The sequence below is a fragment of the Meridianimarinicoccus zhengii genome, from assembly GCF_003254465.1.
Classification (GTDB): Bacteria; Pseudomonadota; Alphaproteobacteria; order Rhodobacterales; family Rhodobacteraceae; genus Meridianimarinicoccus; species Meridianimarinicoccus zhengii.
The window spans coordinates 26,976-43,900 of the sequence record NZ_QDFI01000016.1; the positions used below are offsets into that span (position 1 = coordinate 26,976).

Annotated in this window: 16 protein-coding genes; 1 reads left to right on the forward strand and 15 read right to left on the reverse strand. The window is 67.2% G+C overall.

Features of this window, described 5'->3' with window-relative positions; all coding sequences use genetic code 11:
- Window positions 1–155: 155 nt before the first annotated feature.
- The 9 genes from glpK to glpD all read right to left on the reverse strand — a co-directional run bounded on the left by glpK (window position 156) and on the right by glpD (window position 9,705).
- A complete protein-coding gene (gene glpK, locus DDE13_RS07330) occupies window positions 156–1,643 on the reverse strand; it encodes a glycerol kinase GlpK (protein ID WP_111402967.1) in 1,488 nt (495 codons plus the stop codon).
- A gap of 190 nt (window positions 1,644–1,833) precedes the next feature.
- Window positions 1,834–3,549: an ABC transporter substrate-binding protein gene (locus tag DDE13_RS07335; protein ID WP_111402969.1), complete on the reverse strand. Its 1,716-nt coding sequence runs from the start codon at window positions 3,547–3,549 to the stop codon at window positions 1,834–1,836.
- A 100-nt stretch (window positions 3,550–3,649) separates the two neighbouring features.
- Window positions 3,650–3,922: a DUF2160 domain-containing protein gene (locus DDE13_RS07340; protein WP_111402971.1), complete on the reverse strand. Its 273-nt coding sequence runs from the start codon at window positions 3,920–3,922 to the stop codon at window positions 3,650–3,652.
- Window positions 3,922–4,131, reverse strand: a complete 210-nt coding sequence (locus DDE13_RS07345) for a hypothetical protein (protein ID WP_111402973.1) — start codon at window positions 4,129–4,131, stop codon at window positions 3,922–3,924. Before DDE13_RS07345 ends, DDE13_RS07340 begins: the two co-directional genes overlap by 1 nt.
- The gene (locus DDE13_RS07350; RefSeq protein ID WP_111402975.1) at window positions 4,131–4,982 is read right to left on the reverse strand and encodes a carbohydrate ABC transporter permease; all 852 of its coding nucleotides are present in this window, start codon (window positions 4,980–4,982) and stop codon (window positions 4,131–4,133) included. The genes DDE13_RS07345 and DDE13_RS07350 overlap by 1 nt, the downstream gene beginning before the upstream one ends.
- On the reverse strand, window positions 4,982–5,854 hold the full coding sequence (locus tag DDE13_RS07355) for a carbohydrate ABC transporter permease (protein WP_111402977.1): 873 nt from the start codon (window positions 5,852–5,854) through the stop codon (window positions 4,982–4,984). The genes DDE13_RS07350 and DDE13_RS07355 overlap by 1 nt, the downstream gene beginning before the upstream one ends.
- Window positions 5,854–6,957: an ABC transporter ATP-binding protein gene (locus DDE13_RS07360; RefSeq protein ID WP_111402979.1), complete on the reverse strand. Its 1,104-nt coding sequence runs from the start codon at window positions 6,955–6,957 to the stop codon at window positions 5,854–5,856. The genes DDE13_RS07355 and DDE13_RS07360 overlap by 1 nt, the downstream gene beginning before the upstream one ends.
- A 12-nt stretch (window positions 6,958–6,969) precedes the next feature.
- Entirely contained in the window at window positions 6,970–8,058 is a 1,089-nt protein-coding gene (locus DDE13_RS07365) for an ABC transporter ATP-binding protein (RefSeq protein WP_111402981.1), read from the reverse strand.
- A gap of 42 nt (window positions 8,059–8,100) precedes the next feature.
- Window positions 8,101–9,705 carry a glycerol-3-phosphate dehydrogenase gene (gene glpD / locus DDE13_RS07370; protein WP_235868628.1) on the reverse strand — a complete coding sequence of 535 codons (1,605 nt, stop codon included), beginning with the start codon at window positions 9,703–9,705 and terminating at the stop codon, window positions 8,101–8,103.
- A 205-nt stretch (window positions 9,706–9,910) separates the two neighbouring features.
- On the opposite strand from glpD, the gene DDE13_RS07375 reads away from it, so the two are divergent.
- Window positions 9,911–10,705, forward strand: coding sequence for a DeoR/GlpR family DNA-binding transcription regulator (locus DDE13_RS07375; RefSeq protein ID WP_111402985.1), 795 nt, complete (start codon window positions 9,911–9,913; stop codon window positions 10,703–10,705).
- Between the two features lie 4 nt (window positions 10,706–10,709).
- Here the strand turns inward: DDE13_RS07375 and aroA are convergent, their stop codons facing one another.
- From aroA to DDE13_RS07405, 6 genes are read right to left on the reverse strand one after another with little or no spacing between them, the layout of a single operon-like run.
- The gene (gene aroA / locus DDE13_RS07380) at window positions 10,710–12,083 is read right to left on the reverse strand and encodes a 3-phosphoshikimate 1-carboxyvinyltransferase (protein ID WP_111402987.1); all 1,374 of its coding nucleotides are present in this window, start codon (window positions 12,081–12,083) and stop codon (window positions 10,710–10,712) included.
- A 4-nt stretch (window positions 12,084–12,087) separates the two neighbouring features.
- On the reverse strand, window positions 12,088–12,837 hold the full coding sequence (trmB, locus tag DDE13_RS07385) for a tRNA (guanosine(46)-N7)-methyltransferase TrmB (protein WP_111403042.1): 750 nt from the start codon (window positions 12,835–12,837) through the stop codon (window positions 12,088–12,090).
- A gap of 31 nt (window positions 12,838–12,868) precedes the next feature.
- Window positions 12,869–14,392, reverse strand: a complete 1,524-nt coding sequence (lnt, locus tag DDE13_RS07390; RefSeq protein ID WP_111402989.1) for an apolipoprotein N-acyltransferase — start codon at window positions 14,390–14,392, stop codon at window positions 12,869–12,871.
- A 26-nt stretch (window positions 14,393–14,418) separates the two neighbouring features.
- Entirely contained in the window at window positions 14,419–15,309 is an 891-nt protein-coding gene (locus DDE13_RS07395) for a hemolysin family protein (RefSeq protein WP_111402991.1), read from the reverse strand.
- Between the two features lie 13 nt (window positions 15,310–15,322).
- On the reverse strand, window positions 15,323–15,850 hold the full coding sequence (ybeY, locus tag DDE13_RS07400) for an rRNA maturation RNase YbeY (protein WP_111403044.1): 528 nt from the start codon (window positions 15,848–15,850) through the stop codon (window positions 15,323–15,325).
- The gene (locus DDE13_RS07405; protein WP_235868629.1) at window positions 15,834–16,859 is read right to left on the reverse strand and encodes a PhoH family protein; all 1,026 of its coding nucleotides are present in this window, start codon (window positions 16,857–16,859) and stop codon (window positions 15,834–15,836) included. The genes ybeY and DDE13_RS07405 overlap by 17 nt, the downstream gene beginning before the upstream one ends.
- Window positions 16,860–16,925: the final 66 nt, after the last annotated feature.

The window sequence follows — 16,925 nt, forward strand, 5'->3', positions numbered from 1 at the left end:
ACGACGCCGACGGGCGGGAGCCCCCCTCGCCCGGTTTATCGCCCTGCCCGTCCGGGTTGCCCAGGATGTGCTGCCTGCGTCGGGCTTGTCCGGCGCTTGGCGCGTTCCGGCCTCGAACCCTCCACCGGAGGGTTTGCCGCTGCGCGGACCGGCGGTCACACCGCCATGGTGGCCTGCACCGCGGCTTGCCAGCGGGCGTAGCGCGCGTCGCGGTCGGCTTGGGTGAAGGTCGGCTCGAACCGCCGTTCCAGCCGCCATGTCGCCGCGAACTCGTCCCGGCCGGGATACACGCCCTTCTGCATGCCCGCGAGCCACGCCGCCCCCAGCGCCGTCGTCTCGGTGATCTCGGGGCGGTCCACCGGCGCGCCGAGGATGTCGGACAGGAACTGCATCGCCCAGTCCGACGCGGCCATGCCGCCATCGACGCGCAGCACGTCGCCCGCGCCATCCGCCTGCCAGTCCGCCGCCATCGCCTCCAGCAGGTCGCGGGTCTGGAAGCCCACGCTTTCCAGCGCGGCCTTGGCGAACTCCGCCGGACCGGAGTTGCGCGTGAGCCCGAAGATCGCGCCGCGGCAGTCCGGGTTCCAGTAGGGCGCGCCCAGCCCGGTGAAGGCAGGCACGAGGATCAGGTTCTGGTTCGGATCGGCGGTTTCCGCAAGCGGCTGGGTTTCGGGTGCGGCGCGGATCACCTTCAGCCCGTCGCGCAGCCATTGCACCACGGCGCCCGCGATGAAGATCGACCCTTCGAGCGCATAGCTCGGCTTGCCGTCGAACTGATACGCGACGGTCGTGAGCAGCCGGTGGGTCGAGGTCACGGGCACGTCGCCGGTATTCATCAGCGCGAAGCAGCCCGTGCCGTAGGTGGATTTCAGCATCCCCGGCGCGAAACACGCCTGCCCGATGGTCGCCGCCTGCTGGTCGCCCGCCACGCCGAGGATCGGGATCGCGTGACCGAAGAGATCGGGGCGCGTTTCCCCGAAGGACCCCGCGCAGTCGCGCACCTCGGGCAGCATCTCCATCGGGATGTCCAGAAGCTTGCAGATGGTCGAGGACCAGCGCCCCTTGTGGATGTCGTAGAGCATCGTGCGGCAGGCATTGGTCGCATCGGTGACATGGGCCGCCCCACCGGTCATGCGCCAGATCAGCCATGTGTCCACCGTGCCGAACAGCAATTCGCCCCGTTTCGCGCGGTCGCGCGCGCCGTCGACGTGGTCGAGGATCCATTTCAGCTTCGTGGCCGAGAAATACGGGTCCATCAGCAGACCGGTCTTTTCGGTGATCGTGGCCTCGTGCCCGGCCTCGCGCATCTCGCGGCAGAATTCGGCGGTGCGGCGGTCCTGCCAGACGATGGCGTTGTGGATCGGCTTGCCGGTTTCCTTGTCCCAGACGACGGTGGTTTCGCGCTGGTTGGTGATGCCGATGGCGGCGACGTCGCGCGGGCTGACCGACGCGCGTTCGAGCACCTCGCGGCAGGTGCCCGCCGTGGTGGACCAAAGGTCCATCGGGTCGTGTTCCACCCAGCCGCCATCGGGATAGTGCTGGGCGAATTCCTCCTGCGCCCTGGCGACGATCCGCATGTCGGCGTCGAACAGGATCGCGCGGCTCGACGTGGTGCCCTGGTCGATGGCGAGAATGAGTGTCATGGAACTGCCCCCGATGTCGTCTCGTGTCGTCCGCTGGCGGCCGGTCAGGGCCGGGCCGCTCCTCCGGATCATGTCTTGGCGTTGCCCGCAGGTCCCGCCGCCCCGTTCGGCAGGGCGAGGATACGAACCGGGGCGCCCGTTGCAAGGCGCCCCGGCAGGCCGGATCAGGCGATCCGGCTGTTCCGGCCGATCAGCCGCCCTGCTGCCAGCGCGACACCAGTTCGTCATAGCCGACGGTGATCGGCTCTTCGTCCTCGTTCTCGAGCTTGGGCTTCGGCGCGCCCGGCTGGCTCAGCCAGTATTCCGGGTCCTGCGGCTCGTTCAGCTTCGGGCCAAGCTCGCCCTGGACGCCCGCGCGTTCGAGACGTTCCAGCACTTCTTCCTGCTGCTCGCAGAGCGCGTCGAGTGCTTCCTGCGCGGTCTTCGCGCCCGAGGATGCATCGCCGATGTTCTGCCACCACAATTGTGCGAGGCGCGGATAATCGGGGATGTTGGTGCCCGTGGGCGACCAGCGCACCCGGTCCGGCGAGCGGTAGAATTCCACCAGACCGCCAAGCCGCGGCGCGCGCTCGGTGAAGCTTTCGTGCTGGATGGTGGATTCGCGGATGAAGGTCAGCCCGTAATGGGATTTCTCCACGTCCACCGTCTGCGAGGTCACGAACTGGGCATAGAGCCACGCGGCCTTTGCCCGGTCATCCGGCGTGCTGTCGAGGATGGTCCACGACCCCACGTCCTGGTAGCCGACCTTCATGCCTTCTTCCCAGTAGACCCCGTGCGGGCTGGGGGCGAGGCGCCATTTCGGCGTGCCGTCCTCGTTCATGATCGGCAGGCCTTCCTGCACCAGCGAGGGCACGAAGGTCGTGTACATGAACATCTGCTGGGCAATGTTGCCCTGCGCGGGGACAGGACCCGCTTCGGAGAAGGTCATGCCGGCCGCGGCGGGCGGCGTGAAGTTTTCCAGCCAGTACTTGTACTTCTCGATGGCATAGACGGCCGCCGGGCTGTTCGTGGCCCCGCCGCGCGACACGCAGGAGCCCGTGGGCTGCGAGGCTTCGTTCACGCGCACGCCCCATTCGTCCACGGGCAGGCCGTTGGGTTCGCCCACATCGCCCATGCCGGCCATGGACATCCACGCGTCGGTGAAGCGCCAGCCGAGCGACGGGTCCTTCTTGCCGTAGTCCATGTTGCCATAGACCGTCTGGCCGTCGATCTCGCGCCCAGTGAAGAACTCGGCGATGTCTTCATAGGCTGCCCAATTGACCGGCACGCCGAGGTCGTAGCCGTATTCGTCGCGGAATTCGGCCTGGATTTCGGGGTCGTTGAACCAGTCGTAGCGGAACCAGTAGAGATTGGCGAACTGCTGCGAGGGCAGCTGGTACAGATCGCCGTCCGGGCCGGTCGTGAACTGAAGCCCGATGAAGTCGTCGAGGTTCAGCGTCGGGCTGGTCACGTCCGCGCCTTCACCGGCCATCCAGTCGGTCAGGCTGCGGGCCTGCTGGTAACGCCAGTGGGTGCCGATCAGGTCGCTGTCGTTGACATAGGCGTCATAGACGTTCTCGCCGGTCTGCATCTGGACCTGCAGCCGTTCGACCACGTCGCCTTCGCCGATCAGGTCATGGGTGACCTCGATGCCGGTGATGGCGGTGAAGGCGGGGGCGAGCACCTGGCTTTCGTATTCATGGGTCGCGATGGTTTCCGACACCACGTTGATCGACATGCCCTGGAACGGTTCGGCGGCGTCGACGAACCACTGCATCTCGGCTTCCTGGTCCGCGCGGGACAGGGTCGAGCGTTCGATCTGTTCGTCGAGGAAGGCGCGTGCGGCCTCCATGTCGGCGAAGGCGGGGGTGCCCCCGATCATGAGCGCAAGGCCGATGGCCGTGCTGGATGTGTAAAGACGGTTCATGGAAATCCTCCCGATGATGAACCTTGGGTTATTGGGCCCCGATTGGTGCCGGGGCCGGTCGTGCACGGCGCCGGGCGGACCCGGCACCGGAAGCTGGCCGTCAGACGAAGCGGAAGACCGCCGCGGCATAGACCAAGCATGCGATGAGCGCGTAGGGTTGCGGCCCGAGGGCCAACCCCAGCCACGCGAGATTGATGTAGGCGGAGCCCAGCAGCGTGATGAAGAGCCGATCCCCGCGCGTCGTGTCGATCCCGAGAATGCCCCGGCGCGGGGTTTCGGGAAAGCGGATCGCGAGCACCGTGAAGATCACGAGCAGCGAGGCGATGACCACGAAGAAGATCGCGGTGGGCAGTGTCCATGCCATCCAGGCCATCAGAGTGCCTCCATTATCTTGGTGTAGATGGCGCCGATCTTGCCCGCCGGCGCGATGAGGTTCAGTTCGGCCCCGTCGCGCAGCGTGACGTTCACGGCGGATGTCTTCGTGTCGAGGATCCGGACGGAGCTGATGTCTTCCGCGCGGATGGCAAGGCGCGGCATGTCCGTCAGCCCGTCCCTTTCGCGGGTCAGTTCGACGACCGCCATCACACCCTCCCCAGGGCGAAGCCCTTGGCGATATAGTTGCGCACGAACCAGATCACGAGCGCGCCGGGGATGATCGTCAGCACGCCTGCGGCGGCCAGCACGCCCCAGTCCACGCCCGATGCGCCCACGGTGCGGGTCATGGTGGCGGCGATGGGCTTGGCATCCACCGATGTCAGGGTGCGCGACAGCAGCAGTTCCACCCAGGAGAACATGAAGCAGAAGAACGCGGTGACGCCGATGCCCGAGGCCACGAGCGGCATGAAGATCTTCACGAAAAAGCGCGGGAAGGAATAGCCGTCGATATAGGCGGTCTCGTCGATCTCCTTCGGGACGCCGCGCATGAACCCTTCGAGGATCCACACCGCGAGCGGCACGTTGAACAGCGTATGCGCCAGCGCCACGGCGATATGGGTGTCGAACAGCCCCACGGATGAATAAAGCTGGAAGAACGGCAGCGCGAACACGGCGGGCGGCGCCATCCGGTTGGTGAGCAGCCAGAAGAACAGGTGCTTGTCGCCCATGAAGTTGTAGCGCGAGAAGGCATAGGCCGCCGGCAGCGCCACCGTCACGGAAATCACAGTATTCATCGTCACGTAGATGATCGAATTGACATAGCCCATGTACCACGCGGGGTCGGTCAGGATCGTGACGTAGTTGGCGAAGGTCAGGGTCTGCGGCCAGAGCGTGAGGCCGCCGAGGATCTCGGAATTGGTCTTCAGGCTCATGTTCAGGAGCCAGTAGATCGGCAGCATCAGGAACACGAGATAGAGGATCATCACCACGGCGCGGCCATTGACCCGTGGCAAACTCAGGCTGCGCGTCTCGGCGCGGGTTGCGGTCGCATCGGCCATTATTGCGCATCCCTTTTGTCGAGGTTGGTCATCACCGTGTAGAACACCCAGGACACGGCGAGGATCACGAGGAAGTACATGATCGAGAAGGCCGCTGCGGGGCCGAGGTCGAACTGCCCCAGCGCCATCTTCACGAGGTCGATGGACAGCAGCGTCGTGGCGTTGCCGGGGCCACCGCCGGTGACGACGAAGGGTTCGGTATAGATCATGAAGCTGTCCATGAAGCGCAGCAGGATTGCGATCATCAGCACGCCGAGCATCTTGGGAAACTCGATGTAGCGGAACACGGCCCAGCGGGACGCCTGGTCGATCTTGGCCGCCTGGTAATAGGCGTCGGGGATGGATTGCAGACCGGCATAGGCCAGCAGCGCCACGAGCGACGTCCAGTGCCACACGTCCATCACGATGATGGTGATCCACGCGGCCCAGAAGTTCTGGGTGTAGTTGAATTCGATCCCGATGGCATCGAGCGTGTAGCCCAGAAGCCCGATATCGACCCGCGCGAAGACCTGCCAGATCGTGCCGACCACGTTCCACGGGATCAGCAGCGGCAGCGACATCAGCACGAGACAGACAGAGGCCCAGAACCCCTTCTTCGGCATGTTGAGCGCCACGATGATGCCCAGCGGCACCTCGATGGCGAGGATGATGGCCGAGAACGCGATCTGACGGTAGAAGGCATCCCACAGGCGTTGCGAGCCGAGAAGATCCTCGAACCAGCTCAGACCTGCCCAGAAGAACACGTTGTTGCCGAACGTGTCCTGAAAGGCGTAGTTGACGACCGTCATCAGCGGGATCACCGCCGAGAAGGCCACGAGGATCAGAACCGGCAGGACAAGGAACCATGCCTTCTGGTTGGTTGTCTTGTCCATCAGGCAGCCTCCCCCACCGAATTGCGCCCGGCGCCGTCCGGGCTGACGCGCCAGTCATTGACGTAGATGTTGATGCCCGCCGGATCGAGAACGGCGCGGGTCATGTCGGCGCCGATGGCGGTGCCTTCGTCGGCGATGACGTTGAGCGGATGGTCGCCCATGCGCGCGCGCACGATCTTGTGGCGGCCCACGTCCTCCACCCGGTCGATCTGAACGGGCACGCCGTCGGTCGCGGACAGGCGGACATATTCGGGGCGGATGCCCAGTTCGACCTTGCCCTTGAGCGGCCCGTAGCCCTGCCCGAGCGCGAGCGTGTGCCCCGCGACCTGCGCGGTATCGCCGGATACCTCGGCGGGCAGCAGGTTCATGCCGGGCGAGCCGATGAAATAGCCCACGAAGGTATGCGCGGGACGCTGGAACAGGTCCTCTGGCGTGCCGATCTGCACCACACGTCCGTCATGCATCACGACGACCTTGTCGGCGAAGGTCAGCGCCTCCGTCTGGTCATGGGTGACGTAGATCATCGTGTGCCCGAATTCGTGGTGCAGGGATTTGAGCTGGGTGCGCAGTTCCCATTTCATGTGCGGGTCGATCACGGTCAGCGGTTCGTCGAACAGCAGCGCATTCACGTCTTCGCGCACCATGCCGCGGCCAAGGCTGATCTTCTGCTTGGCATCGGCGGTCAGCCCGCGCGCCTTGCGGTCGAGCGTGTCTTCCATCCCGATCATCTGGGCGATGCGGTTCACGCGGGTCGCCACGTAGTCGGCATCGGCGCCGCGGTTGCGCAGCGGAAAGGCGAGATTGTCGCGCACGGTCATCGTGTCGTAGACCACCGGGAACTGGAACACCTGCGCGATGTTGCGTTCCGCCGTGGGCGCGCGCGTCACGTCCTTGCCGTCGAACAGGATGCGCCCGCGCGACGGGATCAGCAGCCCCGAGATGATGTTCAGCAGCGTTGACTTGCCGCAGCCGGACGCGCCCAGAAGGGCATAGGCCTCGCCGTCGGTCCAGTCGTGGTTCAACTCCTTGAGCGCGTAGTCGTCCTCGCCCTTCGGATTGGGCAGGTAGGAATGGGCCAGGTTGTCGAGCGTGATCTTCGCCATGTCCGGTCCCCCTCAGGCGGCCTGGGCGTAGGACGCGGGCGCGAAAAGCCGCCCGTCCTGCCCGAAGATGTAGATATGCGACGGATCGAGATGCACGTCGATCGGCTTGCCGAGGTCGAGCTTCCGAACCCCGTGGATCAGCCCGACCCAGCGGTCGCCATGGTGGTCGAGATGCACGAAGGTTTCCGACCCGGTGATCTCGGTCACGGTCAGCATGGCCGTGAACGTCATCGCATCGGCGCTGTGGCGGTCGATTTCCAGGTGGTTGGGGCGGAAACCGGCGGTGTAGTCGCCATCGGGCAGATCCGCGAGCGCGCCGGTCGCCGGTGCGCTCTGCCCGTCGCCGAACTGCAGCGTACCGTCCGACTTTGTGATCGACAGGAAATTCATCGGTGGGTCCGAGAACACCCGCGCCGTGGTGGCATCGACGGGCTGGCGATAGACCTGCGCGGTGGGGCCGAACTGGGTGACGCGCCCTTCCCACAGGGTCGCCACGCTGCCGCCCAGAAGAAGCGCCTCTTCCGGTTCGGTGGTGGCGTAGACGAAGATCGCGCCGGACTCCTCGAAGATTTTCGGGATCTCGATGCGCAGTTCCTCGCGCAGCTTGTAGTCGAGATTGGCGAGCGGTTCGTCCAGAAGCACCAGCCCCGCGCCCTTGACCAGTGCGCGGGCCAGCGCGCAGCGCTGCTGCTGGCCGCCCGACAGCTCAAGCGGCTTGCGGCTCAGCATCGGGCCGAGCTTCATCATGTCGGCGGTCTTGTGCACCGCCGCGTCGATCTCGGCCGCGGACTTGCCCTGAAGCCGCAGGGGGGAGGCGATGTTGTCATAGACGGTCATCGACGGGTAGTTGATGAACTGCTGGTAGACCATGGCGACGGCGCGGTCCTGCACCCGCTGGCCGGTCACGTCCGCGCCGTTCCAAAGGATGCGCCCCGTGGTCGGCTTGTCGAGTCCCGCCATCAGCCGCATCAGCGTCGTCTTGCCCGCGAGCGTCGGCCCGAGCAGCACGTTCATCGTGCCGCGCGACAGCGTGAGGTCTGTCGGATGTATATGCGTGCGGCCGTTCACGACCTTGGACACGCCTTCGAGCGTGAGCGTCATAGGCTCTCCTCCCTGCCCGGTCCCGCGGGACCGGTCCTTCGTTCATTCGGCGGCGGCGTCGCGCCGTGCCTGCCGTGTCTCTGCCATCCACGCGTCCAGCCGCGCGATCTCATCCCCCGTCAGGCGCAGGCCCAGCTTGGACCGGCGCCAGACCACGTCTTCGGCGGCGGCCGCGTATTCGCGGTCCATCAGCCATTCGATTTCCCGTGCGGTCAACGTTGCGCCGAACGCTTCGCCAAGATCGTCGGCGGTCGTCGCATCTCCCAGCACGGCCGCCGCCTCGGTGCCATAGGCCTTGATCAGACGACGCGCCCAGAAATCGTCCAGGAACGGATAGGCGGCCTTCAGGTCTGCGATCAGCCGGTCCACGCCGTCCACCGGGAAATCCCCGCCCGGCAGCGGCACCCCTGCGGTCCACGGCCCTTTCAGACCGTCGAAGAAGGGCGCGATCTTGGCCAGCGCGGATTCCGCCAGCCGCCGATAGGTGGTGATCTTGCCGCCGAACACGTTCAGCAGCGGCGCGCCCCCGGCGGTGTCCACGGACAGCACATAGTCGCGCGTGGCGGCGGTGGCCGACTTGGCCCCGTCATCGTAAAGCGGACGGACGCCGGAATAGGACCACACGACATCGTCGGCGGTGACCGGCGTCTTGAAATAATTCGATGCGAAGTTCAGCAGGTAGTTCCGTTCTTCCGGGGTGCATGCGGGCTTGCTGTCGGCATCGTGGTGTTCGGCGTCCGTGGTGCCGATCAGGGTGAAATCGGTCTCGTAGGGAATGGCGAAGATGATCCGCCCATCGGTGCCCTGGAAGAAATAGCACTTCCCGTGATCGTAAAGCTTGCGGGTCACGATATGGCTGCCGCGCACGAGGCGCACGCCTTCGGTGGAATTGATGCGCACGGTGTTCTGGATCACGTCGCGTACCCATGGCCCGCCCGCGTTTACGACCATCTTCGCCGTCATCTCGCGCTGCGCGCCGGTGTCGCGGTCGGCAAGCGTCACGCGCCACGCCGCGCCGTCGCGCGTGGCGGACACGACACGGGTGCGCGGCATGATCTGCGCGCCGCGCGCTTCGGCGTCGCGGGCATTCAGCACGACCAGCCGCGAATCCTCGATCCAGCAGTCGGAATACTCATAGGCGCGCTGGAACCGATCCTGCAGCGGCCCACCGGCCGGGTCCTTGGTCAGGTCCACTGTCTTCGTGCCCGGCAGGATCTTACGGCCGCCGAGATTGTCGTACAGGAACAGCCCCAGCCGGATCAGCCACGCCGGGCGGCGCCCCTTCATCCAGGGCATCACGGTGTTCAGAAGTTTCGAGGTCGGCGTGGCGTTCTCGAACCGCATGTCCTTGTGATAGGGCAGCACAAAGCGCATGGGCCAACTGATATGGGGCATGGCCCGCAGCAGTGTTTCCCGCTCGATCAGCGATTCCCGCACGAGGCGGAACTCGAAATACTCGAGGTATCGCAGCCCGCCATGGAAAAGCTTGGTCGAGGCCGACGAGGTCGCCGAGGCCAGATCGTTCATTTCCGCAAGTGCCACCGACAGGCCGCGCCCGGCGGCGTCGCGGGCGATGCCGCAGCCGTTGATCCCGCCGCCGATGACGAAGAGATCCACGGCCTGATCCTGATCCGATGTGGTCTGCAAGACGCCCTCCCCGGCTTGTCTGCACGCTCTGAACCTAGCCATATCGCGCCGCGTTTTGTCAACGCCTGTTTTCGCTTTTGTTCGGTTTTCTGATTTTGACCCGCGATTTGCCGGATCATGGGCGGCACCCGCAACCGGCCAGCGGGAATCCCTTGCCCAGGGGCGGGGAACCGAACATATTCGAACGCAAACGGGGACAGGACGCATGGCGCAGAACTTTCGCCAGACCGACATTCTGGAAATCGCGCTCAGCGAGGGCAAGGTGGTGGTCGAAGACCTAGCCGAGCGTTTCGGCGTGACGGTGCAGACGATCCGCCGCGACCTGGCGGAGCTGGCCGACACGGGCAAGTTGCAGCGGGTCCATGGCGGCGCGGTCCTGCCGTCCGGCGTCGCCAATATCGGCTATGAACACCGCCGGGCGCTGCATCTTGACGAAAAGACGGCCATCGCCAAGGCCTGCGCGGCGGAACTGCCAGACAGCTGTTCGATCTTCCTGAACATCGGGACGAGCACGGAACAGGTGGCGCGCGAACTGCTCAGCCGCAGCGACCTGATGGTCGTCACGAACAACATCAACGTGGCCAATATCCTCGTGGCGAACGAACGCTGCGATATCGTCGTGGCGGGGGGGTTGTTGAGGCGGGCCGATGGCGGGCTGGTGGGGGATCTCACCAGCCAGGTGATCGCCCAGTTCAAGGTCGATTACGCCGTGATCGGCTGTTCCGCGCTGGACGAGGATGGCGACCTGCTGGATTTCGACGTGCAGGAGGTCAGCGTGTCGAAATCCATCATCCGGCAGGCGCGGCGCACGTATCTCGTGGCCGACAATTCCAAGTTCCACCGCACGGCCCCGGCGCGGATCGCGTCGCTGGAGGATATCGACATGTTCTTCACAGACCGCCCGCCGCCCGCACGCGTGCAGGCGCTGTGCCGCGACTGGGGGACGGAAATCCGGCTCGCCCCCGACCGGCCCGGAGCCGCGGTGGCGCGGGCCGGCTGAGCGATCAGGCGAAGGGGTCGGCAGGCGCCCCTTCGGCTTCGCGGAACGCGGCACCCAGCCCGCGCATCAGCGGTTCGAACACCGGGAAGGACGTGGCGATGGGGCTTGCGTCGTCCACGGTGACCGGGGCCTGCGCCGCCATCCCAAGACACAGGAAGGACATGGCGATCCGGTGATCCAGCCGCGCGGCACAGGTCGCGCCGCCCGGCACGCCGCGGGGGCCGAGACCGTGAACGGTCATGCTGTCCTCGGTTTCCTCGACCGTCACGCCGCAGGCTTCGAGACCGCGTGCCATGGCGTCGATCCGGTCGCTTTCCTTGACGCGCAGTTCCTTGATGCCGGGCATGTGGGTGGTGCCGGTGGCGTTCGCCGCGACCACGGACAGGATCGGGTATTCGTCGATCATCGACGGCGCGCGGTCGGGCGGCACGATGACGCCCTGCATGTCGGGCGAGAACCGCGCGCGCAGGTCGGCGACCGGCTCGCCCCCTTCGGTGCGTTCGTTCTCGTAGGTCAGGTCGGCGCCCATCTCGCGCAGCGTGTCGAACAGCCCCGCGCGGGTCGGGTTCAGCCCGATATTCGGCACCAGCACGTCGGACCCCGGCACGATCAGCGCCGCGCAGACAGGAAAGGCGGCGGACGAGGGGTCGCGCGGCACGGCGATGGTCTGGGGGCGCAGTTCGGGCTGGCCGGTGAGCGTGATGACCCGGCCTTCGGGCGTCGTCTCGGTCGTGATCTCCGCGCCGAAGCCCGCAAGCATCCGTTCGGAATGGTCGCGCGTCGCCTCCGCCTCGATCACCACGGTCTGGCCCGGCGCGTTGAGCCCCGCCAGAAGCACCGCCGACTTCACCTGCGCCGAGGGCATGGGGGTCGCATAGCGCACCGGCACCGGCTGCCCGGTGCCGACGATGGTCATGGGAAGACGCCCGCCCGTGCGCCCGTGGGACGCCGCCCCGAACATCCGCAACGGATCGGTGATCCGCCCCATGGGCCGGGCGCGCAGGGACGCGTCGCCCGTGAAGGTCGCAGTGATCGCCGTCGTCGCCATCGCGCCCATGATGAGCCGCACGCCGGTGCCCGCATTGCCGCAGTCGATCACGTCCTCTGGCTCCGCGAAGCCGCCGACGCCCACGCCATGGACCGACCATGCGCCGGGGCCGTGCCGGGTCACCTCGGCCCCGAAGGCGCGCATCGCGGCGGCGGTATCGAGCACGTCCTGCCCCTCCAGCAGGCCGGTCACCTTCGTCTCCCCCACGGTCAGCGCCCCGAGGATCAGCGCGCGGTGCGAGATCGACTTGTCGCCGGGCACATCGGCCTGCCCTTTCAGCGCGCCGAAGGCGAGGGTCGTGAGCGGTCGGGCGGGTCCGTGGGAAGCCATGGTGTTATCCTCGTGGGGCGGGCGCGTCGGTGCGCCGGAATGTCAGGTAATGGGGCGTGCGGCCCTCGCGCAGGGCCTTTTGTTCATAGCGGGTGGAAATCCAGTCGTCCCACGGCTTGCGCCAGTCATCCGGGCCTTCGGCCAGCCAGTCGAAATCGGGGCGCGGCATGATCTGTTCCAGCGCCTGCCGGACATAGTCGGGGATGTCCGTGGCGATGCGAAAGATGCCCCCCGGCGCAAGCACCCGCGACAACGGATCGAGGTATTCCGGCGTCACGAAGCGTCGGCGGTGGTGGCGTTTCTTGGGCCACGGATCGGGATAGAGCAGGAAGGCCCGGTCGATCGACGCGTCCGGCAGCACGTCGAACATGTCGCGCACGTCGCCGGGATGGACGCGCAGGTTCGACACCCCTGCGGCGCGGATCTTGCCCAGCAGCATGGCGACGCCGTTGATATAGGGTTCGCACCCGATCAGCCCGACCTGCGGGTTGGCGGCCGCCTGGTGCACCATGTGCTCGCCCCCGCCGAAGCCGATCTCAAGCCAGACCGGGCGACTGCCGAACATCGCGCGCAGGTCGAGCGGCGTGCGCTCCGGGTTCACATCCCAGTCTACGGGGCCGGGCGACAGCGCATCGAGATCCTGTTCCAGATACGCCTCCTGGCTGTCGCGCAGGTGCTTGCCCTTGCGGCGGCCGTAGAAATTGCGCCACGGCGCGCGGGGCGGCTTGGCGGAGGTATGGGCGGGACGGGTCATGGGCGGGGGATGCGCAGCCGGGGCGAAAAGGTCAAGGGGTGCGGCGCGCCCTGCCCGCCGTTCGCCGCCATGCCGCACATCCCAGGATGCCCGCCAGAAGCGCCAGCACCGGGGCACTGCCGACGCGGGCGAAGGGCGGCGGGGCCACCGGCGCGGGCAGCGGGCGGTCGAGCGCGCCAGCGGTATCGAGCGGCAGCGCGCCGGTGATCCGCCCGGCCGGATCGATCACCGCCGAGATGCCCGTGTTGGCCGCGCGCACCAGCGGCAGGCCCTGCTCGACCGCGCGCATCCGCGCCTGCGCGAGATGCTGCTGGGGCCCGGCGAAGCGCCCGAACCACGCGTCGTTGGTGACCTGCACGATCCAGTCGGGGCGCGGGCTGCCCCGCGGCGTGCGGGCATGGCGGGGAAAGATCGCCTCGTAGCAAATGAGCGGCAGGGCGCGCCCCAGACCGGCGGCGCGCAGGTCCAGAACCCGCGGCCCCGGCCCCGGCGTGAAGCCACCGAGGTAATCCGTGGCCAGCCCCGTCAGCCCCAGCCAACGTGCCACCTGCCCGCCGGGGAAGTATTCGCCGAATGGCACAAGGTGATGCTTGTCATAAAGCGCCAGCGCCGTGCCATCCGCCGCGATCACCCCCAGCGCATTGTAGAGATCGCCACGGTCGAACCGCTGTGCGCCCACCAGCGCCGCGGCCCCCTGCGCGGCATCCGCGATACGCGCATCGGCGTCGGCATTGGTGCCCCAGAGATAGAAGAGGCTGACCTCGGGCCAGATGACGGCATCGACCGGGGGACCGTCGGCAGTCAGCGTCAGCGCGCGTTCCCAGAACACCGGGATCATGTCTTCACGCCATTTCAGTCGCTGCGCCGCGTTGGGCTGGACGAGGCGGATTACGGGGCGGTCGGCGGATGCAGTTTCGGGCACGGCGCGCAAGGCCAGCGCCCCCGCGCCGATGCTGGCCACGACCGCGCCCGCCGCCACCGCCGCCGAGGCCAGCCGCGCGGGTCCACGCAGGACCTGCGCCAGCGCCACGGCGATCAGCAGCGTGAGCAGACCCAACCCGTGAGGCCCGATCCAGGCGCCGAGCATCCGCACAGGCGTGTCCACCCAGACCGACCCGACCAACCCCCACGGAAAGCCCGTGAAGACCACGGCGCGCAGCATCTCCGCCCCGGTCAGAGCCGCGGCCCATACCAGCCCGCGCGGCGTGCCACCGGGCGAGGTCAGCCACGCTGCCGCCCAGCCCGCAAGAGCCCAGAACAGCGCGAGCCCCCCCGCCATCAGCGCGAGCGCGAAAGGCGCCATCCAGCCATGGCGGGCGATATCCACGAGAAAGGGTTCGACGATCCAGTGCAGCGTGACCGCGAAATACCCGGCACCCGCCGCCCAGCCGGTCCAGCCGGCCGCACGCGCATCCGCCGCGCGCCCCAGCAGCACGGCAACGCCCGCAAGCCCGGCCAGCGTCAGGACCGGCCAGCCTACGGGCGCATGCCCGAGCGCCGCGAGCGCACCGAAGCCTGCCGCCTGCACCGTCGGCTGGCGCGGCAGGGCACGCAAGGACCGCGTCCGCAACGCGTCGCGGCTCAGGCGGCACCTCCGGCGGCAGGGTCGTTCGGCACCTGTATCCGCAACCGCTTGATCCGGCGCGGATCGGCGTCCACCACCTCGATCTCGACGCCAGCGGGGTGTTTCACGATCTCGCCCCGCGCGGGCACCCGGCCGGTCAGCAGGAACACCACGCCGCCCAGCGTGTCGGCCAGGTCGTCGCTGTCGGGGATGGACAGGTCGATGCCCACCTCGTCCTCGAATTCATCCAGCGGTGCGCGCGCCAGCGCCACGTAGACGCCGGGGCGTTCCAACGTCCAGAGCTGGTCCTCGTCCACGTCGTGTTCGTCCTCGATCTCGCCGATGACCTGTTCGATCAGGTCCTCGATCGTGACGAGCCCGTCGGTGCCACCGTATTCGTCGATCACCAGCGCCATATGCATCCGTTCGCTCTGCATCTTCTGCAGCAGGATGCCGATGGGCATGGAGGGCGGCGCGTAGATCAGCGGACGCACCAGCGCCTTCATGTCGAAGTCCCGGTCGTCGCAGTCGAACCCGTAGTCCAGTGCCACGTCCTTGAGGTGGACCATCCCGAGCGGCGTGTCGAGCGTGCCCTCGAACACAGGCAGCCGGGTGAAGCCGCTGTCGCGGAAGGTGGCCACGAGGCTGGGCAAATCGGTCTCCACCGGCACCGCGGCGATTTCACCCTTGGGGATCGCCACATCGGCGATCTGCATCCGCCGCAGGTTGGACAGCCCGGGGCGGGCATAGCCGTTGGCGGTGCGACCCTCGCCGCTGCCATGGTCGTCATCCGCATCGTCTCCGGCGGATACCTGCCCCCAGAGCCGTGAAAACAGGCCGCGTGGGTGGCTTCTGTCGGTCTCTGGCGCGCCCTGCGCTGCTCCAGACGACCCGTCGGCGTCGGTCATTGGTCCCTTCCGTTCAAGACACTGGCAAATCGGCCCGATCCCGGTAGGGGTCGGGCAGGCCCATTCCGGCCAAGATGGCTGTCTCCAGACCTTCCATCAAGTCCGCGTCTGCATCGTCGATGTGGTCATAACCCAGCAGATGCAAGATGCCATGCACGATCAGGTGGGAAACATGCTGGCGCAGCGGTATCCCGGCCACATCCGCCTCGGCGGCGCAGGTGCCGTATGCGATGGCGATGTCGCCCAGTTCCATAGGCAGCCCCTGCCCCGGTTCCGGCAGGTCGGGCGCGGTGCCGGGCGTGTCCGCCGCGCGGTCCCCGGACGGCCACGAGAGCACGTTGGTGGGCGCGGGCTTGCCCCGGAACTCGGTGTTGAGCGAGGCGATGCGCGCGTCGTCGCAGCCCATCAGGCTGATCTCGAACCCCGCAGGATCGAGCCCGAGGTGGCGCAGGGTCGCCCGGGCCGCATCCTGGGCCAGCGCCTCGAGTCCCGCCGCGTCCCAGGCGGGATCGTCGATCAGGGTGTCAACGAGCGGCGGCACTGGCGGCATCCGCGGCGTCATAGGCTTCGATGATCCGCGCCACGAGCGGATGGCGCACCACGTCCTTGGCGGTGAAGTAGTTGAAGGAAATCCCCTTGACCCCGTCCAGCAGCGACTCGGCCTCGCGCAGGCCAGACTGCACCCCCCGCGGCAGGTCGATCTGGCTGCGGTCGCCCGTGATGACCATGCGCGACCCTTCGCCCAGCCGGGTCAGGAACATCTTCATCTGCATCGTCGTGGCGTTCTGCGCCTCGTCCAGCACGACGAAGGCGTTGGACAGGGTACGCCCGCGCATGAACGCCAGCGGTGCGATTTCGATCTTCTTTTCCTCGATCAGCTTGGCGGTCTGCTTGCCGGGCAGGAAATCGTTCAGCGCATCGTAAAGCGGCTGCATGTAGGGATCGACCTTGTCCTTCATGTCGCCGGGCAGGTAGCCGAGCTTCTCGCCCGCCTCTACCGCCGGGCGGGACAGGATGATCCGGTCCACATGGCCTTCGATGAACATCGACACGCCGACCGCAACGGCCAGATAGGTCTTGCCGGTGCCGGCGGGACCGATGCCGAAGGCCAGTTCATGCTTGAACAGCGATTTGACATAGGCCTTCTGGGCGTCCGTGCGCGGCTCCACTGTCTTGCGGCGGGTGCGAATCTCGACCTGCTCGCGCTGGAACATTTCCAGCTGGCCACCCGCGTCGGGCAGCGGCGCCGATGGCCCGCCCATGCGCAGCTCGCCATCGATGTCCCCGGCCTCGACCGGCTTGCCCGCCTCGAGCCGCGCATAGAGCGCTGTCAGCGCATCGGCGGCCTGTGCCTGCACATCGGGCGTTCCGAACAGGGACAACTGGTTGCCCCGGCGCAGGATCTGCACCCCGAGGGTCGATTCGATCTGGGCGAGGTTCCTGTCGAACTGGCCGCACAGGTCAATCAGCAGCCGGTTGTCAGCGAATTCAAGGCGAAGCTCGGGGGATGCCGCGCCCGTTTCGGGCGGGATCAGCGCGCTGGTGTGCAAACAGGTCTCCTCGGTGTGGGACTTGGCCGGTCCATGAACAACCGTGCCAAGTCCGCCGCGTGCTGG

What these genes read in the sequence shown, in the direction of transcription:
- DDE13_RS07345 (WP_111402973.1), bottom strand. Translation starts at nt 4,131, where the DNA reads ATGGCGGTCGTCGAACTGACCCGCGAAAGGGACGGGCTGACGGACATG.
- DDE13_RS07395 (WP_111402991.1), bottom strand. Translation starts at nt 15,309, where the DNA reads ATGACCGACGCCGACGGGTCGTCTGGAGCAGCGCAGGGCGCGCCAGAG.
- DDE13_RS07335 (WP_111402969.1), bottom strand. Translation starts at nt 3,549, where the DNA reads ATGAACCGTCTTTACACATCCAGCACGGCCATCGGCCTTGCGCTCATG.
- glpK (WP_111402967.1), bottom strand. Translation starts at nt 1,643, where the DNA reads ATGACACTCATTCTCGCCATCGACCAGGGCACCACGTCGAGCCGCGCG.
- DDE13_RS07360 (WP_111402979.1), bottom strand. Translation starts at nt 6,957, where the DNA reads ATGGCGAAGATCACGCTCGACAACCTGGCCCATTCCTACCTGCCCAAT.
- DDE13_RS07375 (WP_111402985.1), top strand. Translation starts at nt 9,911, where the DNA reads ATGGCGCAGAACTTTCGCCAGACCGACATTCTGGAAATCGCGCTCAGC.
- DDE13_RS07350 (WP_111402975.1), bottom strand. Translation starts at nt 4,982, where the DNA reads ATGGCCGATGCGACCGCAACCCGCGCCGAGACGCGCAGCCTGAGTTTG.
- trmB (WP_111403042.1), bottom strand. Translation starts at nt 12,837, where the DNA reads ATGACCCGTCCCGCCCATACCTCCGCCAAGCCGCCCCGCGCGCCGTGG.
- DDE13_RS07355 (WP_111402977.1), bottom strand. Translation starts at nt 5,854, where the DNA reads ATGGACAAGACAACCAACCAGAAGGCATGGTTCCTTGTCCTGCCGGTT.
- DDE13_RS07365 (WP_111402981.1), bottom strand. Translation starts at nt 8,058, where the DNA reads ATGACGCTCACGCTCGAAGGCGTGTCCAAGGTCGTGAACGGCCGCACG.
- DDE13_RS07340 (WP_111402971.1), bottom strand. Translation starts at nt 3,922, where the DNA reads ATGGCCTGGATGGCATGGACACTGCCCACCGCGATCTTCTTCGTGGTC.
- aroA (WP_111402987.1), bottom strand. Translation starts at nt 12,083, where the DNA reads ATGGCTTCCCACGGACCCGCCCGACCGCTCACGACCCTCGCCTTCGGC.